Genomic DNA, 574 nt, shown 5'->3' on the forward strand with positions numbered 1-574 from the left:
CTGCAGCGCATGCGGGCCTGACCGCCGCTGCACGGCGCCTGCACGGGCCACTGCCGATCATCCTCGTCACCTGAGTGGGACGACGACGATGAAAGTACGAAACCTGTTCAATACGATCGCCAAGAAGGCCGCGGCCGCCACCGGCTCGCCGTGGACCTTCCTGGCCGCGGTAGCGATCGTGGTGATCTGGGGCATCAGTGGCCCGGTATTCGGTTTCAACGACACCTGGCAGCTGGTGATCAACACCGGTACCACCATCATCACCTTCCTGATGGTGTTCCTGATCCAGCACACGCAGAACGCGGACACCGCCGCGATGCAGATCAAGCTGGACGAGCTGATCCGGGCGACCGCCGAAGCCAACAACGAACTGTTGGATCTGGAAGAACTGGACGAGGAGCGGCTGGAGGAGATCCGCCGCGAGTACGAGCAGATGGCGCGCGAAGCCGGCGACGCGCTGGCGCGGGTACGCGCCTGCCATGCAGCGCGGCGCGACGATGAAGCGGTGTAGCGGGCCCCGGAATGACAATGCCGGCCAGCGGCCGGCACTACCATCGATCATCAGGCAGGTGCC

Annotated in this window: 1 protein-coding gene; it reads left to right on the forward strand. The window is 65.0% G+C overall.

The genetic code is table 11. The annotated features are described in order from the left end of the window. Window positions 1-511 (forward strand): low affinity iron permease family protein (locus tag DAI20_RS19990; protein ID WP_240606152.1); only part of this gene is annotated, 511 nt, incomplete at its 5' end. Between the last annotated feature and the right edge of the window lie 63 nt (window positions 512-574).

Source organism: Planctomonas deserti, assembly GCF_003067705.1.
Classification (GTDB): domain Bacteria; phylum Actinomycetota; class Actinomycetes; order Actinomycetales; family Microbacteriaceae; genus Planctomonas; species Planctomonas deserti.